The organism is Gilvimarinus japonicus, assembly GCF_042847215.1.
Lineage (GTDB): Bacteria > Pseudomonadota > Gammaproteobacteria > Pseudomonadales > Cellvibrionaceae > Gilvimarinus > Gilvimarinus japonicus.
In genome coordinates this window covers 168316-186442 of sequence record NZ_AP031500.1, presented here as the reverse complement: position 1 = coordinate 186442, position 18127 = coordinate 168316, and the positions used below count along the sequence as shown (strand labels likewise).

Below are 18127 nucleotides of genomic sequence, written 5' to 3'. Positions count from 1 at the left end.
TACCACTTGACAGCATGACCTTATCGTCAGATAGTGTAGGCTCGCAAAAATTCATCAAACGACACCAATAATAAGCAAAAGGTGAACACTATGACTTTGTTCAAAACATCAACATTGATCTGTCTATCGGGCCTATTGGGGGCCTGCGGCGGCGGTATCGGCCACGACACTCCCACCCCAGGCTCTGGAGCTGTCTCGAGTAGTTCCTCCAGCTCCAGCAGCGAAATCGCCAGTAGCTCGTCGAGCGATGCAGCGGGCGGCTCTGACAACCCGCTGGTGCGCCAGGGCTTCTTCGTCGATAGCATTGTCGCCAACCTGCACTACCAAACCGCGTCAAGCAGCGGCTTTACCTCGGCCACCGGGCAGTACGATTACCTCGCCGGCGAGACAGTGACTTTTTCGATTGGCGATTTGACCTTTCCTCCGGTATTAGCTCAGCCCACGGTGACGCCCTTAACCTTGGCCGATAGCGATGACATCACCGATAACACCGTGACTAACATCGTTCGGTTGTTACTGTCGCTCGATCAAGACGGCAACCCCGACAATGGCATTAGCATTGACGATTTAGCCCACGGTGCGGCCACGGCCATCGACTTCTCGCAAGACCCAGAGGCCTTTGCGCAATCCTCAGCGGTACTTAACTTACTGAGTAATTCGGGCGCGAGCAGTATGGAGCTGGTCTCTGTCAGCGAAGCGCAAAGCCACTTTCAAGCGACGCTGGACAACCAAATCAACCATCGCGTGGTTGCCTCTGCCGACGGCCCCGGCGACACCTACGAGCTGTTTGACACGGTATTTGGCGGCAGCGCGGTAGAGAGCCCAGTGTGCGACCCCGAGACCGACGCCTTTGGCCGCCGTATTACCGAGGTAATGGACGCTACGCTCAACGAGTATGTATTTGCTTTTCATCTGCTGCGCGACGTCGACGGCGACCGCTGCATTGAATCGACCACCGATCGCCAGCGCATCGAAGTAAAAACCTACGATGCCTCACCGGCTGACCGCGTTGCCAGCGAGGGCGAGATACACACCTACCGCTGGAAGTTTAAACTCGACGATGGCTTTCAGGCGTCTTCATCGTTTACCCATATCTTTCAGATCAAAGCCGCCGGTGGCGATGACAGCATGCCAATCGTCACCCTCACGCCTCGCGCTGGCAGCCCCGATCAACTGCAAGTGTTACACGCCCCCAGCACAGATCTTGGTGCCAGCGAAGTCGCCGTGGCCGACTTGTCCGGTTTTACCGGCGAGTGGGTAGAGGCCTTTGTGCGCACGAAAAACGCAGACAACGGCAGCTTGGAAGTACGCTTGAGCCGCTTAAGCGACAACGCCACTTTAATCGACTGGAGCGCCAACAACATTGATATGTGGCGCGAAGGGGCCGGCATCAATCGTCCCAAATGGGGTTTGTACCGCAGCCTCAACAACATCGATATGTTGCGCGATGAAACCATTTTGTTTAACGACTTTTGTATTGCCGAGGGCACCAACACCTGTGCCTCTGACATCGCCAACGATGGCAACAACAACGGTGGCGGTGATGGCGGCGAAGGCACCCCCGATAACACAGACTTTAGCTTTGAGTCAGAATCGCTAGGCCAAACACCCAACGATTTTGAGTCTGAAGGGGACATTAGCGTCTCGGATGAGCAAGCTCGCGAGGGTGCGCAGTCAGCCAAGTTTAGCCATACCTCCGAAGGCCAGGTAAGAATGCGCAAAGCGTTTGGCGCAAAGGCTACCGGGAGCATCAAAGCATCGCTGCTTATCCCCGAGAATGTCGGCGTCGACACACTTATTACCGTTTATGCCGAGACCTACAACTCCGCCAACCGCGCCATTGACCTGCTGTTTAAGCCCGACGGTACCTTGCGTCGCCGTGAAGGAGGCAGCCAGATCGACTTACAGGCCTACAATTTTAACGAGTGGATGGATGTAGAGATTCAATGGCAAGATCTTGCCAGCAGTAATCAATACACTCTGCTGATTAACGGCAACTCGATTGGTACTTTTACGGCGACCACACCAGGTTTAGTACCAGAGCGAGTGGAGTTTAAGTTTGGCGGCAACAGCAGCGCTATAACCACAGAGTCGCTCTACCTAGACGCCATTAGCATTGCCGACTCGGCCGACGGCGGTAACAATCCAGACCAGGGCAGCAGCTCCTCAAACTCCAGTGCGTCATCCGACGCGAGTAGCGAGAGCAGCCAATCGTCTAGCGTTAGCTCCAGTAGTGTCGCCAGCTCGGTTAGCTCTAGCAGTGTCGCAAGTTCAGTCAGCTCTAGTAGCAGCGTTGCAAGCTCAGTTAGTTCTAGTAGCATTGCGAGCTCAATCAGCTCCAGCAGCAGCGTTGCAAGCTCAGTTAGCTCTAGTAGCATTGCAAGCTCGGTTAGCTCTAGCTCGGTAAGTTCCAGCAGCAGTTCGGTAAGCTCCAGCAGCTCTAGCAGCGAACCCAGCAGCGGTTTTGCCGTGGGCGATGCCAGCAACCCCGACTTTGGTTTTGAAGCTGACAGCTTTGATTCGGCACCTGCCGATTTTGACAACGAGGGCAGTATCGTTGTGTCAAACGAGGTCGCGCGTGAAGGCACTCAAGTGGTTAAGCTCAATCACACCACCGAAGGCCAAGTAAGAATGCGCCGCGAGTTTGGCGCCACCGAGAGCGGTTCCGTTAAAGGGTCTCTGTATTTCTCGACCGACACTGACCAAGATACGCTAATCACCCTCTACGCCGCCGAATATAACTCAGACAACCGAGCGATCGATATTATATTTAAAGGTGACGGCAGCATCAGACGCCGTGAAGGCAGCGAGCAAGAAGATGTCATGCGGTACGATTTAGGCGGCTGGATTGATATTGAAATTCAGTGGGACAATTTAGCCACCAACAATGAGTTCACCTTGATCATTAACGGTGACTCAGTGGGAACCTTTGCGGCGGCAACCGCCGGCTTAACCCCAGAGCGGGTCGAGTTTAAGTACGGCGGCAACAGCGGCGCGATTACCAATGAGCCATTGTATCTCGATGCCATCTCCATGCCGGTACCCGATACCGGCGATGGTAACGGCGGAGCAACCGGAAGCGTAAACTCGTTTGAAGATGACACCATAGGCGAAGCGCCCACGGCGCTTGAAAACGACGCCGATATACCTGGCAATATTCAAGTGAGTGATGAGCAAGCACAGGACGGCACGCAGTCGGTCAAGTTCTCGCACCCAGAAGAGGGCCAAGTGCGCGCGCGTGCTAACTGGGGGGCATCTAACACCGGCGCGATCACCGCCTCTGTGTACATCCCCGCTGCAAACGTCGCAGACTTTTTGATAACGGTTTACGCGACCACTTACAACTCAGCTAACCGCAGCATGGATATTTTGTTTAAACCCGGGGGCGATTTACGACGCAGAGCCGCGAGCGGCCAAGAAAGTGTCACCAGCTACAACTATGATGCCTGGAACACTATCAAGTTAGCCTGGACCGATATCGCCACCAGCAACGAGTACACGTTGTGGGTAAATGGCATCAACCAAGGTACCTTTGCCGTTGCCACGCCTGACCTGACGCCCGAGCGCGTCGAATTTAAATTTGGTGGCAACGCGGAAGAGACCTCCACCGAAAGCGTTTACCTCGACAACGTATCCTCGTTTGAATAAACCCCGACAAGTAACCTAATTGTCACAACAGGTTGTAGCGGTCGCGCCAATCACCGATAACCATTACCGGTGATTGGCGCGACCCCACGCGCGCTTTAAAACCGCCTCACAGTTAAAGCCCCTTTTCCGCATAGCCTCTTTGCCAACGTTAGGCTCCCCTCAAACTCAACTTTTTCTGGCGCTGCCAATTGCTCCAGAGCGGCTAATACCCCGCTCGGCTAACGACTCCGCTATAGTGGCGACAACTCAGCCCCCTAGCTATTAGCGGGCAACCATCATGCAGGCAGCATTGGTCATTATTAGCTTTGTTACCGAGGTGGCGGTTGGCTCTTAGGGGCCGATTTACTTTCGCCGCTAGCCGCTATTATTCTGGCGGTTGCTCCGGTTTCACAAAGAAAGTTTAACCGCGTAGACTTAACGTTCCCCACAACCCAGGCCAGCAATAGGTAAACCATGAAAAGTAGAAATAAAGCGGCAGGAAAATATTACGGATACGCTATCGCGATAGGGTCATCCGTTGGTACAGCTATAGGAGTTATCGCAGGGGTAGTGTTCGATATCCTGCCATTTTTAGGCGTGTTTATCGGCACGGGTGTATGCATGGGAATAGCATTTGCAACCGCCAGGCAGGGAGCAAAAGACAATAACAATAAATGATCTGTGCCACGCCAACTGGTAGCGCATTGGGACGAACAGGAAACAATATTGCCAGCTATTACTCAGATACGCGCGGCTCAGAACGCTTGGTAACTATAAACGCTACCTACCTAGTCGCAACGCCTTTTCAGTATCGGTAACAAAAAAAGCTAGGTGACCTCTCAGCCACCCAGCTTTTTATCTAAGATGTTAAAACCCTACATCAAGTGGCAAAAGCATAAGAAACTACTTTGCCACTAAGCATGAACTTACATCTTATAGCGCAGACCAACAAAGTACTTAGTGCCGCTATACTCGATTCGGTTAAACGCATCTTCCGCTACGCGATACTCAACGTAAGGTTCGTTGGTTAGGTTAAGCGCTTGAAATTTAACCTGAAGATTATCGGTCAAGCGATACGCCAGCGACAGATCAACCGAGCTGGTGTCGTCGACAAAGCGATTTGTTTGACCAAAATCACTGCCAAACGGCTTCAGGTAATCGGAGCGATACTTATACGACAAACGAGTAGTGAAACCGTAATTCTCCCAGTATACCTCAGCGTTGTAGCTCTCTTTTGAGAAACCGGGAAGGTTTGCAGCGGCAATCACTACATCGTCGGTCATCTCAGACCCGTTTTCATAATACTCGAAATCGGTATCGGCGATGTTAATACCACCCATCACGCCCAAGCCATCAAACGGTGCGGGCAAGTTGGTAAAACCGTGCTGCAAGCTTAACTCAACACCGGTGATGCTGGACGACTCAGAGGTATTCTCGATAAGGCCGTTAACATCCATGGTGATCTGCTCGCCATTAATATTAAACGACTCTTGTACACTCTCGGGGTCGGCCACATCGAGGCCGGCCTCAAAGTCTTTGTAGTAAAGCGCAGCCGACACCATCGTATCTTCACGCGGGTACCATGCCAACGAGAGATCATAGTTAACGGATTCGATCGCTTCCATGTCTGGGTTACCCAGTGCGGTGGCATTGCCATTGGCAACGGCATCTTCAACGCTCGGAAACTCTTCTTCACCGTCCCCAAGGTCTAAGTCGCGACCGGCCCCCATCCACCACATATCGGGGCGCGAAATAGCCGAGTAAACGGCAGCTCGCAACTGAACTGTCTCGCTTAAACCAAAGTTTAAGTTCAGGCTGGGCAATACATTCACGTAGCTATTGGTAAACACTTCTTCAGTTAAAGTATCGGCCACCTGATCAAAGGTATAACTATCATCCGAGGTATCGTCCGGTGTGCCGGCATCGTTTTCGATAACCACATAATCTTGACGATAGCCGACTGATTCGACACTGGTTTCAACGACACGCACGCCGACGTTACCGGTCACATCAATATTACCGAGCTGGGTCGCAAAATTTAACTTCGCAAAGATAGACGAGATATCTTCGGTTAAGTTAACGTCAGCCGCACTTGGGTCTTGGGGCGATAACGACCAATCTTCGGAGCCCCACATTAACTCAGAGGCACACAAGGTATCGTAGGTAGCCCATTGATTAAAGCTGCTGTTCGCATCTTCGCCGTAACCTTCTTGCGGGTAGGGCGTAGCGCAGTTTTGCTCAATCGTAGAGATATCAGCAAAGTTGGTATCCGTGTATTCAATACGATCTTCGTTATAGTTATTGTGCTCATGCGAGGATAAACGCACGCCACCTTCTACCGAGGTAAAAACACTGCCATCTAGTTCGTAGACAGCATCAAAGGCCACAGCACTAATAGTGTCATTGATTTCATATTCGCCGTAACGAGCGCGTTGGTTGGCGTCGTAAAAGCTGTAATCGTTTAAGACGTTGTTATCAACGGCCGTACCAGCGGCATCGTCCGGATCTTCATAAAGAGAAACCGAGGGGTAATCGCTATTTCCGCCCGAGGTAAAATCATACCAAAGTCGGTCAGAGCGGAACCGGGTTTGCCAGGTCTCTTGGTAACGCGTGGTATCTGAGTAAGAGATATCGGCACTTAACAGGAGTTTGTCGGTTGCATTCCACTCAATATTTAAACCGGTACCGCGATACTCTTCGTCGCGCTCGCGATACTCACCATAGCTGCTAACACGCGACTCACCCGAGTAAGAGGTTAGCGCATGATCTTCACTGGTGGTCCAGTCGCTAATCCGGCGACGGCCGTCGTCAAAATATAAGTCGTGACGATCTTCGTAGTAGAAACGATCAGACCACTGAGCATCAAGGGTAATATTCCAGTCTTCGTTGGGCTGCCACTGTACGGTACTCATCACCGCATCGCGACTTTCCTCTGACTCCATTTGTCTAAAATAAAAGGAGTTAGGAATAAAGTAGTAATCGCCATCGGCAGCGGCGCCACCACCAGCGGCGGCATTATCGTCACTCCACGAGCAATTGCTGCCGCCATCTAACGCGTAATCAGAGTTACAGTTACGCAGTGTCGAGCTGGTGTTATAGCTCTCTTCTGGGGTGGAAGATTCGTGCCCGGCGTAGCCAATGGCAAACCCAACGGTACCAATACTGGTATCAAATACATCGGTGTAGGACACCGAACCGCGGTAACCAATACCGTCATCGCCGTTTAGCTTGGCGTCGTAGTCGTTGTAGTTACCCTTAATTTCGGCCTGAATGCGGCGCTCACCAAAATCGATGGGCCGAATGCTTTGGAGGTTAATCAAACCGGCAACGCCGCCCTCGACGAGATCAGCAGACTGCGATTTGTATACAGTCGCGCCGTTGACTAACTCGGAGGGAAACTGTGAAAAGGCGACTGAGCGATTGCCACTGCCGGAAGAAATTTCACGGCCGTTGTAGGTTGAATAGCCCAGAAACGGGCCGAGACCACGAACGGATATCTCGCTGGAGTTACCTTTAAAGCGGTCGCCGGTTACCCCGACAATACGCTCAAGCGTTTCGGCAACCGAAAGATCGGGCAATGCGCCCATCTCAGACGCTGAAATCACATCGACAATTGTTTCGGCGTCGCGTTTGATCTCGATCGAATTACGCATGGTATCGCGCAAAGAGCCAATAACGACGACTTCTTCGAGCATTTCTGCGCCATTATCATTTTGCGCTAATGCAAAAGACGACGGTAAAAGACTGGCGGCAATCGCGACCGTCAAAAGCTTACGGGCGTACTTTGCGGTGTGACCTGAATGTTGTGGCTTACACAGGGAGCTCATAATTTCTCCTACATCTTATTCATTATATTAGTGAGTCGTTATCGACCTGGGCCGAAATGCTCTACAGACTCTACGGTCTGCTATAAGCGTTAGTAGAGTATGAATCAACCCGATCAGATGGTAAAGTGGTATTACCAGTTAAGTTTGATTTACAATCGTCGATACACCGAATAGACGGCAGAGGTATGGCACTATGGGAATCTTTAAACCTTCAATTAAAACAATTAAATCAACAAGTTACCAACTATTAAAAGGTCTTGGCGGAGGTATTTTGATATTGCTCTCGCTATCAAGCACCGCAGTAACAATTGATAATTTAAATCGCGATTTACCCGATTTCTCTTATGCTGGCTACAAAAATGGGGCCGAGCCACTGGCATTTGCCACCGCAAACACTATCAACGTCGCCGATTACGGGGCCAAAGCCGACGATGGCAACGACGATACCAAGGCTTTTCACAAGGCGCTTGCCGCCGCCAGCGACAGCGACTCTCCCATAGTCGTGCAGATTCCAGCCGGTCGTTTTATCGTCAGCGACATCCTTTACCTTGAGCGAGATAACCTGATTTTGCGCGGTGCCGGTAGCGGTGCCACCACGCTTTATTTTCCACGGCCGCTGCGCTATCTACCAGACCCACCCGAGCTGGCCGAGTTGCGCCAGTACTTAAAAACAATGAATAAACGCCAGCGGGAGAAGTCGCACAATATCGACTTAGCCTTCTCACAATACGCTTGGTCTGGCGGGTTCATCTGGACCCGGATAAAAAATGAGCGCGTAAAGCCCTATTTAGAAGAGTACGACCAGCAACCGGCCCCTCTCGCTTTGCCGACGCAGGGCAAGCGCGGCGATGACCGCCTAAAAGTGGATAACGCCTCGCAATTGCGCGTCGGTCAGATTATTAATATTAATTGGTACAACCGAGAGGGCAAAGACTCACCACTGTTAAAAGCTATCTACCCTGGGGTTGAAGTCACCGGTAGCCACCACTGGAACTTTCCCAACCGGCCGCTGGTATCGCAAGCCTCGCGGATTGTCGCCATTAACAATAATACCGTTGTTATTAATGACGTGTTACTGCACGACATTAATGGGCTGACAACCGACATTACACAGAAAGCTTATTTGCAAAATATTGGCATCGAGGAATTTTCCATCGAGTTTCCTCGATCGGCGTACGTTGCGCACCATGTTGAGCAGGGTTTTAACGGTATTTACTTAACCCGTTTATTTGACGGCTGGGTTAAAAATATCGACATTATCAATGCCGACAGCGGTATTTTAAGCGAAGAATCCGCCAATGTAAGCATTAGTAACGTCGCCACTAAAGGCGATCACAAAGCTCACTATACGGTTGCGATGGGCGACACTCATAACCTGCTGGCCAAAAACATCACAGTCAACAATACCGCCATTCACCCTCTAAGCTTTAATACCTTTTCCACTAAAAGTGTCTACACCGGCTGTGAGATTTATCACGCACCGATTTTAGATCAGCACTCCGGCGCCAACCACCAAAACCTGTTCGACAATATAACCTTGCACGCCACACTCGATACCGAGCAACTAGCGCAACGCCGCTACCCGGCCTTTAAAGGCGGCGGTGCCGGCTACTGGAAACCCACCCACGGGGCCGGCAGTAGTTTCTGGAATATTAATGTTGTATTTAAAAACGGCCTTGATGTTGCGAAACCTATCACCCTGTATGGGGTAGACGATGGCCCCAATGCCAACGTAATTGGCGTTCATGGCAATACCGATATTGACATCGAGTACGGCCCTAACGCCAACATAAAAATGCAGAATAAAGCGATCCATCAAGCGCCTTCGCTTTACCAGTATCAACTGCAACAGCGTCTGGGCGGAGAATAATATTGATCACACAAGCCGTTACCAAACGACTGAACCGCCGGTTAAGCCTATTGCTCGGCTTAACCGTTTTGCTGCCGGGCTGCCACAGTGTGCCTAGCGCAAAAACCGACACGCCGATATCACCAAACACTCTTTACGAGTGGCAACAACAAGCTCAGGCGTTAATCACACCGAGCGATACTAAACGGAACGCCGTGCGCGAGCTGGTTATCGCTCGGGCAAATAGTGTGCTCGATAGCGAGCAAAGTTTTAGCATTACCTTTAACCAAGCAACGCCGCCGAACGATAACCCGCAGGACTACACCAGTACCGGCCCCTATTGGTGGCCCAACCCAGACACAGCCAACGGTTTACCTTGGATCAGACGGGATGGAATCGTTAACCGCGAGGTTCGCGGCCGCGATACCGACTCCGCCGAGTTGCGCGAATTTGTTAAGGCGGTAAGTGTTTTAGCGCAGGCGTATTCGTACACAAAAGACGACGTCTACGCGCAGCGCGCGCAAGAGTTGTTTGACGTGTTTCTTTTTGATAAAGACACAGGTATGAATCCCAACTTTCGCTACGCCCAAGCCATACCGGGTATCACCGATGGCCGCGGCATTGGGATTATTGAATCGCGCTTATTTATCAATGTCCTGAATGCTCACCAGCAATTAACGGCCTCTGATGACTATAATAGTCACGTATCAGAACCGCTGTCGCGCTGGGTTACACACTACCTACATTGGTTGCTCACAAGCCCTAACGGCCTTGATGAATCGCGCACCCATAATAACCACGCCAGCTTTTACGATTACCAAGTGGCTTACTTTGCGCGCTTTACCGACAACGAGATTGTACTCAACCAAGTCATGCAAGCGCTGTATCCGCAGCGTATACAGACGCAAATACAACCCGGTGGCGCACAACCACACGAGCTGGCACGAACCCGCCCCTACCACTACAGTGTTTTTAATCTCGAAGCGTTCTGGGGGCTTGCCGCGATCGCAACGGACTTAAACCAGCCGGAACTCGCATTTGGCCCCACCGACGATACCCAAGTACCGCTGATTGTTCAGGCGCTGGATTACCTAAACCAACAGCAGTACACACTACTGACACAGAGCCATTACGCCTCCAACTCTGTCAGCCGGGAATCTTTAATACGCGTTAATCTAATCGCAGGGCAGCTGTACGATCAACGCTTTAGCGCTTATGCGCAAACCTTAATGGCGCAGCACGCCGAATACGATTGCCTGCTTGCTTTTCCGGTAGCAGTTTCAAATGCCACTAATACGCGTAGCCCTACTCATAGCAGCACTGAAAAAAACATCGACGCCCACACCCAAGGAGATGATGGCTTATGCCAGCTGTAAACCGCTTACCGTTTACTCTATCTAATCGCCTGGCAATACTGTGCATAGCCTTGCTCGGTTCAGCCCCAGTTGCACACGCCAACAGCGTTACACCCGCTGACGACTCACCGGCGTCTATCCAGTCGCAATTAATACAAACCGAGCACTCACGAATTTTAACCAAAGCCACCGAATACCTGTCAGTCAAGCCCTCCACTATCGTCGATTATGTGTCGCCCAGAAGCTCAGGCACAGCCCACGATTTTTACTCTGAAGGGGACTACTGGTGGCCCAACCCCGAAGATCCAAGCGGCCCTTATATTCGCCGCGACGGACTCTCTAACCCGGATAATTTTATCAAGCATCGTCTTCAGCTTATCGAACTGAGTGATATCGCCGCCACTCTGGCCTCGGCCTATATACTAGAGCAAGATCAAAAGTACCTCACCCAGATAGACAATCATCTTAACGCCTGGTTTGTGAACGGCAAAACCAAAATGGCGCCCCACCTTAACTATGGCCAAGCCATTAAAGGGCGCAATACCGGCCGCAGCATTGGCGTGATCGACACCATTCATTTAACCGAAGTGGCGCGCAGTATTTACCAGCTTGAGCAATTAGCGCCCGGCGCACTTACCAGTGCCGCCGCCACAAAAAAATGGTTTGCCGAATACCTACAATGGTTGTTGGAGTCGCCGTTTGGTCAAACAGAACGTCAGCACCCCAACAATCACGGCGTGTGCTGGGCAATGCAAGCCGCGGCCTTTGCTCAGCTAACCGGCAACACACAGCTGTTAGATGAGATTCGTGAAGATTTTAAAAATGTGTTTATTAAGCAAATGATGGCAACAGACGGATCGTTCCCCGCCGAGCTGGCACGCACCAAACCCTACGGTTATTCGCTGTTTGTGTTAGATGCCATGGCGACCAACGCCCAACTGCTAAGCAACGCCGAGCACGACATGTGGCGCTTTAGTACTAAAGACGGCCGCGGCATGCAACGCGCCGTAGAGTACATGCTGCCTTATGTTCAAGATAAATCCAGCTGGCCTCTTAAACCTGACGTACTTTATTGGGATAACTGGCCAGTACGCCAACCGGCGTTTGTGTTTGCCGCTCTACACTTTAAAAACTCAGCGTATCTTAATGCTTGGGTTACAGAAGAGGCCGACCCCAGTGAATACGAGGTGTTGCGTAACCTGCCTGTACGCCACCCGATGATTTGGCTTGATGCGCTATCGTTGGGCGAGAACAAGTAGTGTATACCGCCGAGCAAAAAAGAGTATAACTCGCCACTGACGTCGCGAATTAGCACCGCTTCGGGTCTGATTCGCGAATCCCTCCCCTTTAATCCAGCATCACTTTTCACGCTGACCTCAAGCTCGGATAAACCCCGAAAGAACGCGCCGTCAGAGCGATAATATAAACGATAGACTTAGCCATAAAAAAAAACCCAGTAGGCGACGCCTACTGGGTTTTTTTAGCGCATTAAAACCGTCTTGGATTACGGATTAAGATGCGTCAATGCGTGAATCACACCGCGCAACTCGGCAAGTCCTCGCAAGCGACCACTGTAAGAATAACCCGGCTTTACACCCTCGGCTTTTTCTTCATCGGCCATCAGATGACCGTGATCGGGACGCATGGGGATTGAGACCATATCCTCACCCGCTTGCTTGCGGCGGCGCTCTTCTTTCAATAGCGCGTTAATCAAGCCCACCATATCGTTGTCGCCATCGAGGTGATCGGATTCAAAAAACGATCCGTCTTCTTCGCGCTTAACATTGCGCAAGTGCACAAAGTAAATGCGCGAGCCAAACTCTTCGGCCATTGCCACTAAATCGTTATCGCAGCGCGCACCATAGGAGCCGGCACACAAAGTAATGCCATTGGCGGGGCTATCAACCGTGGTTAAAATTTTGCGCGCGTCGTCGGCGGTAGAAACCACACGAGGCAAACCAAACAGCGAGAACGGTGGATCATCTGGGTGAATACACAGCTTAACGCCACTTTCTTCGGCGACCGGCACCACCGCTTTTAAAAACTCCATCAAATTGTGGCGCATACCCTCGGTACCCAAGGCAATAAACTGCTCGATGGCCACTTTGATCGATTCGCGGGTGTAAGAGCCTTCACCACCGGGCAAACCGGCAATGATGTTTTTCTCGAGCAGCAGCTGTTGCTCTTCGCTCATGGCGCGGTAGCTTGCCTTGGCTTTCTCGAGCACGGCCGGGGTATAGTCTGACTCGGCACCATCGCGCTGAAGTATATAGACGTCGTAAGCGGCAAAGTCGGTAAGCTCAAAGCGTAACGCTTGAGCGCTGTTAGACACCCGATAGCTAAGGTTAGTACGGGTCCAATCGACCACCGGCATAAAGTTGTAACACACCGCCGGTATGCCCGCTTTACCCACGCTTCTGATCGACTCTTTGTAATTCTCGATCAGCTGCAGATAGTCACCCGTGCGGGTTTTAATGTCGTTGTGCAGCGGGATGCTCTCGACCACATTCCAACATAAGCCCGACGCTTGGATAAGCTCGTTGCGCGCGACTACATCAGCCTCCGGCCAAACATCGCCCGTGGGGATTTCATGCATCGAGGTAACAATATGCGTCGCCCCCGCCTGCTTAATCTTTTCCAGCGATATGGAATCACTTGGTCCGAACCATCTCCAAGACTCTTGCATCTGTACATTCCTAACTAAATATCTCAGCAGCGCTTATACTGGCCGCCCCAAATTGGCCTTACCATCATACCAGATAAATTTCTGATTGGCGATAAGTTACTCACACTGCCGAATTAACTTTACAATTTGATGTTATTAAGCGGCGGATTATTCTCCGCCGACCTTAACAAACACACCTTTAACGTTTTGCGTTTTTACTTCTACCGCCACGCCATGGCTGGCCTTTGGCGTCACCTCAATCGAGGCGTAGCCGCTGGCCGCCTCTATCACGCTGCTGCGGCCCGGCGTTCCAAAGCGATCAACCAGCGCGTCATTCGAGCCTAGCGCCGAAAAGTAAATACGATCTGAGTAGTCAGTCAGGCGACGGTTTTTCTCATCCACCGCTTCCACCTCTACCAAAACATTGCCGTTATCCAGCGGTTTCTGGGTGACGTGCAAGCGATCAAACTTACCGGGCTCACCGATGTAATAGGTCAGCTGGGTTTTATCGTCCGCGACTTGCTCGCCGTCGTTGCGACCGATCACGCTTAAGGTATTTTCACCTTCACTAAAGGGCACTTGCCACACTAAGCCGGCCGCCGGAAACTCACCCGGCTTACGGGCTTTTTTACCTAACGATTTGCCGTTTAAGAACAGCTCGGCAGAGTCAGTGTTGCAAAACACATCGACTTTGCGGCCTTCTTTTGGGCCGTAACGATGGGTCCAGGTGTGCGACTCGATATAACAGATAGGCGCTTTTGCCCAGTGGCTGGCGTACACATAATAAGCGTCTTTAGGTTTACCGCTGCGGTCAAACAGACCTTTTTGGTTAACATAAGGAATGGGATTTTCGGGACGCAGAGGCGTACCAAAATCGCGAATAGCCCACTGCGCGGTACCGCTTAAACCCGGCAAAGATTCACTGACGTTAAGGTGCCAGTCAAACAGATCAACCATGTAGTTTTCGTTCCAATCCGATGATTTGGCAACGCTTTTCACCACGGTTTGGTTAACGGCCTCTTCTACCGATACCTGGGCGCCGCGAATACCTTTCGCATCAATCGGCGCCTCGGTGTGACGACCCACATGGCTCGAACCGCCGTACTCCATGTGAATCATATTGGGGTATTTTTTAGTCGCCTCTTCTAGCGCGGTTTGGTATTGACCGTACGCACCGCCGTACCAACCGGCCCAAATAGAGGGCGAGAAAGAGTCGACAATGTCGGCACCCGGATAGTACTTACGGATGCTGGTTAAACGCGAGGTGTCGGTTGCTTTTACCATATCGTTAAGCTTGGCAAGGTAAGGCACCAAAATTTCATCGCGGCCGCCACCGGGGAAATCGGCCTCCCAGTACATCTCGTTACCGAGTGACCAAAACGCAATGCTCGGGTGATTAAAGTTTTGTGCCAGCTGCTCATGCAGCAGCGCTTCGGTGTTTTTCTCCCACTGCTCGCCGCCTTTACCGCCACGGCACCAAGGTAGCTCATCCCAAATAATTAAGCCCAGCTCGTTAGCCGCGCGATACACCTCTGGATCTTGCGGGTAGTGCCCTAAACGCACAAAATTTGCGCCCATGGTTTTAATTAACTGCATATCGTTGCGGTGTTGCGCGTTGCTCATGGCGGCACCGACCCCGGCGATCTCCTCGTGGCGGTGAGTACCGCGCAACAACAAACGCTCGCCATTGACAAAAAAGCCTTTGCCCGGAATCTGCTCAAACCAGCGGTAACCAAATTGCGACTCGGAGGTATCCAGCACGCGCTTATGTTTGCGATCGAGCAGCTCTACCTGTATGGCATACAGGTTGGGCGACTCGGGCGACCAGAGCTTGGCATCGGCAAAGCTCTCTAGCACTAGCTTTTGCTGCGACTGCCCTTTGGCAAGGTTTACATCTTGAGTAACCGATGTCACAACGTCACCGGCGGGTGAGGTTAAGGTCGCTTTTAAGCGGCCTTTGGTTTTCACCTCACTATCGACAAACACCGTCAGCTCAGTGCTGTAATCGCCTTTGGCAACGTTATTGGCACGAGCTTCAAAGCGTTCAATCAGCGCGTCATTTTTACTCAGCAACCAAACATCGCGGGTAATACCGCCGTGAATAAAGAAGTCGGATTTTTGCGACGGAATAAGGTTGGGGTTATAGGCGTTTGATACCCGCACCAACAATTCGTTGCTGCCCGAGGTTTTAATCGCATCGCTAAGCTCTACGTTAAAGCCAACGTAACCCCCAATATGCGAGCCCACCAAGGTGCCATTTAGGTACACCTGAGTCTCCATATTGGAGCCTTCAAAATGCAGCAGATAACGCTCGGCCTTGGCAACTTTAAAGGTTTTTTTATACCAGCTAACACCGCGGCGATAACCGGGCACTTGGTCGACGGTATCGGTGGCGTTCCAGGTATGTGGCAGGGTAACGCCGGTCCAATCCGACGCCTTGTTACTCGGTTTATCGATGCCTACCTCGGAGTATTGCCAATCGCTGTTAAAAAGCGTTTTGGTGCTGTCTGCTTGTGCGACTGCACTCAGTAAACACGCGGTAAAAATCACCGTAATAAACGTTAGCACGTTAAAATTTTTCATAAATCACACACGATGTTAGTTTAAATAAATGTAGCAAAGTTGGCGCCGCTAGCGGGCCATCCAACCGCCGTCCACCAGCAGTACGTGACCATTTACGTAGTCAGAGGCTTTACTGCTCAAATAAATGGCGGTCCCGGCCAAGTCTTCTGGAGTACCCCAACGCTCGGTGGGGATACGGGCACTAATGCCTGCAAATCTCTCCGGATCTTTGCGCAAGTTCTCGGTATTGTCGGTTTCAAAATAGCCGGGGGCGATGGCATTCACCTGAATATTGTCTTTCGCCCACTCGTTGGCCAGCGCTTTGGTTAACTGCGCCACGCCACCTTTACTGGCGGCGTACGCGGGTACGGTAATACCGCCCGAAAAGCTCAGCAGCGAGGCAATATTAATAATCTTACCCGACTGATTTTTAAGCATAGCGCGGCCCACTTCACGGCACATACGAAACACACCGTTGAGGTTAGTTTCGATCACGTCATTCCAATCGTCGTCAGAAAACTCATGGGCGGGTGCGCGGGCGATGGTACCGGCGTTATTGATCAAAATATCGATACGGCCAAACTCTTGTAATATCGCCGCCACTGTCTCACGAATGGATTCGGCCGAGCGCTGATCGCAGGCCAACGGCTGAATAAACAAGTTGTGCTCGGCAAATAACTCACAGGTTTTATCGAGGCTCTCGGGGCGCGAACCCAGGGCAACCACCTTGGCACCGGCTTGCGCCAAAGCCAATGCCATCGCCTGACCTAAACCCCGGCTGGCACCAGTCACTACCGCGACTTTGCCTTCTACCGAGAATAATTGCGTAAGAACTGACTGATTCATACCGCTACCTTATTTATTTAACAGCTGATAAATTTCCGCCGCCGCCAGCAACAGTGCGCCAGTACCATATAACTGGGTGTCGTCTGCGGTGGCGCTTTCGGGCGCAAAGCCGACCTGCTGTACGTAGCCCAACTTGCCATTGGTCTGCACAGTACTGACCAGCGACGTCCAGCCGCGCTCTACCGCGGGGCGGTACTCATCGGCAGGTAACAAACCATGATTGATACCCCAGGTAAGCGCAAACACAATTAAGCCGGTGGCACTCGACTCGGGGTTTTGGCCATCGTGTGCCTCTAACAGTGAGGCGGGCCAGCTACCATCGGATTTTTGCGCCTGCAGCAAGCTTTGGCTCATTTGCTTAAAGATATCGACGTACTTTTCCCGATCGCTAAAATCCTCCGGTATATGCGGCAAAGTGCGTGCAATACCGGCCAGAATCCAACCGTTGCCGCGCCCCCAGTAAATGGGCTTACCGTTGTCGGCTTTACGGGTAAAGTAGCGGCTATCGCGTAAAAATAGATGATCGTCATCGCTGTAAAGGTAATCCGTCGTCACCCAAAATTCACGATTCATAAACTCTAAGTATTTAGCATTGCCGGTAATCTCTGATAACTGCGCCCACACCGGCGGCGCCATAAAAATAGCATCGGCCCAACACCAGCGCTGGGTACACCAAGGGTCGGTATATTTGCGGTTGGCACCGTGAATCACTTCTTTCTCGGGGTGCTCAAATTCTAAATCGCGGTCGCTGGGGTGCGCTAACACCCAATCAAATACCGCCTCGACATTTTGCTTCATAATCGGGTCTTGGTATTTTTCGTACATATCTAAGTACACTTGACCAATAGCGTGATCATCGGCGTGGTAGCGGCGTGGCCCCAAACGCCACTGGTTAACGGCGGCGATATTGCGCACCGCTTGCCCGTAGCCTGGCTGACTGGATACATCCCCCCAGGCTAGTAAGCCCGAGTGCAAAGGCGCGTACATCCAACCCTGTGGCAAGCCACTCGCGCGGCCCTCTGGGCGCATTTTGTTGGAGCGAATATCGTATTGGTCCAGCTGCCAATCGGCCACCTGATTGGCGACCCGTTTTACCTCTTGGGCGGCGAATTGTGCGCTCAACTCAACCTCAGCGGTACCGGGCTTTTGGTACTCAACAAGCTCGGGCCAGCTCAATCCTTGGCTCTGATCCACCTCGGCAGTGGCACACCCGTACGATAATGCGCCCAACAACAAGGCAGGTAAGGTTTTGCGAATCATGATGACCTCCAGTAGTCATTTTATTTGTGCTACAGCCAAAACCAGTGCGCAATAAAGCCTTAATGATGCCTTGCTGGCAACTGGTAATGTGGTAATACCAATAATCCTATAGTATATTCCTCATTCACTAAAGTCT

Annotated in this window: 10 protein-coding genes; 5 read left to right on the top strand and 5 right to left on the bottom strand. The window is 51.6% G+C overall.

What is annotated here, in order from left to right; genetic code table 11:
• Nucleotides 1-90 precede the first annotated feature (90 nt).
• Together ACGHAD_RS00745 and ACGHAD_RS00740 are read left to right on the top strand one after the other, a co-directional pair.
• Nucleotides 91-3648, top strand: a complete 3558-nt coding sequence (locus ACGHAD_RS00745; RefSeq protein WP_382414041.1) for a hypothetical protein — start codon at nucleotides 91-93, stop codon at nucleotides 3646-3648.
• 453 nt (nucleotides 3649-4101) lie between these two features.
• Nucleotides 4102-4305, top strand: a complete 204-nt coding sequence (locus ACGHAD_RS00740) for a hypothetical protein (protein WP_382414039.1) — start codon at nucleotides 4102-4104, stop codon at nucleotides 4303-4305.
• Nucleotides 4306-4553: 248 nt separating this feature from the next.
• On the opposite strand, the gene ACGHAD_RS00735 is transcribed toward ACGHAD_RS00740, so the two are convergent.
• Nucleotides 4554-7454, bottom strand: coding sequence for a TonB-dependent receptor (locus ACGHAD_RS00735; RefSeq protein ID WP_382414037.1), 2901 nt, complete (start codon nucleotides 7452-7454; stop codon nucleotides 4554-4556).
• Between the two features lie 193 nt (nucleotides 7455-7647).
• On the opposite strand from ACGHAD_RS00735, the gene ACGHAD_RS00730 reads away from it, so the two are divergent.
• The 3 genes from ACGHAD_RS00730 to ACGHAD_RS00720 are packed head-to-tail and all read left to right on the top strand — an operon-like array spanning nucleotide 7648 to nucleotide 11917.
• A complete protein-coding gene (locus ACGHAD_RS00730) occupies nucleotides 7648-9324 on the top strand; it encodes a glycosyl hydrolase family 28-related protein (RefSeq protein WP_382414035.1) in 1677 nt (558 codons plus the stop codon).
• Nucleotides 9325-9326: 2 nt separating this feature from the next.
• Entirely contained in the window at nucleotides 9327-10679 is a 1353-nt protein-coding gene (locus ACGHAD_RS00725; RefSeq protein WP_382414033.1) for an alginate lyase family protein, read from the top strand.
• Nucleotides 10667-11917 (top strand): alginate lyase family protein, encoded by a 1251-nt coding sequence (locus ACGHAD_RS00720; protein ID WP_382414031.1) that lies wholly within the window; start codon nucleotides 10667-10669, stop codon nucleotides 11915-11917. Before ACGHAD_RS00725 ends, ACGHAD_RS00720 begins: the two co-directional genes overlap by 13 nt.
• A gap of 245 nt (nucleotides 11918-12162) precedes the next feature.
• Here the strand turns inward: ACGHAD_RS00720 and uxuA are convergent, their stop codons facing one another.
• From uxuA to ACGHAD_RS00700, 4 genes are all read right to left on the bottom strand, one after another.
• On the bottom strand, nucleotides 12163-13344 hold the full coding sequence (gene uxuA, locus ACGHAD_RS00715) for a mannonate dehydratase (RefSeq protein WP_382414029.1): 1182 nt from the start codon (nucleotides 13342-13344) through the stop codon (nucleotides 12163-12165).
• A 147-nt stretch (nucleotides 13345-13491) separates the two neighbouring features.
• On the bottom strand, nucleotides 13492-15906 hold the full coding sequence (locus ACGHAD_RS00710; RefSeq protein WP_382414027.1) for a glycoside hydrolase family 2 TIM barrel-domain containing protein: 2415 nt from the start codon (nucleotides 15904-15906) through the stop codon (nucleotides 13492-13494).
• 48 nt (nucleotides 15907-15954) lie between these two features.
• Nucleotides 15955-16731: a glucose 1-dehydrogenase gene (locus tag ACGHAD_RS00705; protein ID WP_339617379.1), complete on the bottom strand. Its 777-nt coding sequence runs from the start codon at nucleotides 16729-16731 to the stop codon at nucleotides 15955-15957.
• 9 nt (nucleotides 16732-16740) lie between these two features.
• Nucleotides 16741-17991 carry a glycoside hydrolase family 105 protein gene (locus ACGHAD_RS00700; RefSeq protein WP_382414025.1) on the bottom strand — a complete coding sequence of 417 codons (1251 nt, stop codon included), beginning with the start codon at nucleotides 17989-17991 and terminating at the stop codon, nucleotides 16741-16743.
• Nucleotides 17992-18127: the final 136 nt, after the last annotated feature.

Coding starts and splice junctions, on each gene's coding strand:
- ACGHAD_RS00745 (WP_382414041.1), top strand. CDS start 91: ATGACTTTGTTCAAAACATCAACATTGATCTGTCTATCGGGCCTATTG.
- ACGHAD_RS00740 (WP_382414039.1), top strand. CDS start 4,102: ATGAAAAGTAGAAATAAAGCGGCAGGAAAATATTACGGATACGCTATC.
- ACGHAD_RS00735 (WP_382414037.1), bottom strand. CDS start 7,454: ATGAGCTCCCTGTGTAAGCCACAACATTCAGGTCACACCGCAAAGTAC.
- ACGHAD_RS00730 (WP_382414035.1), top strand. CDS start 7,648: ATGGGAATCTTTAAACCTTCAATTAAAACAATTAAATCAACAAGTTAC.
- ACGHAD_RS00720 (WP_382414031.1), top strand. CDS start 10,667: ATGCCAGCTGTAAACCGCTTACCGTTTACTCTATCTAATCGCCTGGCA.
- uxuA (WP_382414029.1), bottom strand. CDS start 13,344: ATGCAAGAGTCTTGGAGATGGTTCGGACCAAGTGATTCCATATCGCTG.
- ACGHAD_RS00710 (WP_382414027.1), bottom strand. CDS start 15,906: ATGAAAAATTTTAACGTGCTAACGTTTATTACGGTGATTTTTACCGCG.
- ACGHAD_RS00705 (WP_339617379.1), bottom strand. CDS start 16,731: ATGAATCAGTCAGTTCTTACGCAATTATTCTCGGTAGAAGGCAAAGTC.
- ACGHAD_RS00700 (WP_382414025.1), bottom strand. CDS start 17,991: ATGATTCGCAAAACCTTACCTGCCTTGTTGTTGGGCGCATTATCGTAC.